Raw genomic sequence first — 666 nt, forward strand, 5'->3', positions numbered from 1 at the left:
ATATTATACAGCTGTTCTAAGTAGAACTTCACTTCAGTTTTGCAATCTACTGGGATGTATTCATGGTCCCTCATAAAATCATCAAATTCCTTCTTCGAAATATACTTACCCAAAAAATGAGAATAAATTACTTTTGCATAATGCTTTGCCCTTATACACATCTAGATGTGTATAAGAGACAGATATCATACATTACAGAATTTTTTTTATTAAAAATAGGACCATATCCAATTATTTTCTTATTTGGTGTTACTTCATTGCTGTCTCTTATACACATCTAGATGTGTATAAGAGACAGCCCTTTATACTCCTTATACAATGTATTTTTTAGTAGAACCTTCGATACTTTAGATGTTGAAATAGAAACAATATCATACATTACAGAATTTTTTTTATTAAAAATAGGACCATATCCAATTATTTTCTTATTTGGTGTTACTTCATTGAGCATTGAGACTAATTGCTTTCTTAAATAATCAGTTCTCTCATGTTGGGCTCTAGAGAAAAATTCTCTTTCCAACGTGTCATATGGAACTCCATATGCTTTCTCATATTTTTCCTTTTTTTCTGGATCAGTTACTTGACCAATAGCACGAATAGTATCATTTCCCCAGAAATGTGTTAATATAATGTCCGCTTTTGGATAGTTTAGGAATGGTTCTAAAC

1 protein-coding gene is annotated in these 666 nt (G+C 30.5%); it reads right to left on the reverse strand.

Going from position 1 to position 666, the window contains the following annotated elements; translation table 11 throughout:
- Positions 1 to 277: 277 nt before the first annotated feature.
- The coding region (locus A5868_RS19030; RefSeq protein ID WP_176374158.1) for a hypothetical protein at positions 278 to 666 on the reverse strand (389 nt) is incomplete at its 5' end.

The organism is Enterococcus sp. 12F9_DIV0723 (assembly GCF_002174375.1).
In the GTDB taxonomy this organism is placed as follows: Bacteria; Bacillota; Bacilli; order Lactobacillales; family Enterococcaceae; genus Enterococcus_A; species Enterococcus_A gilvus.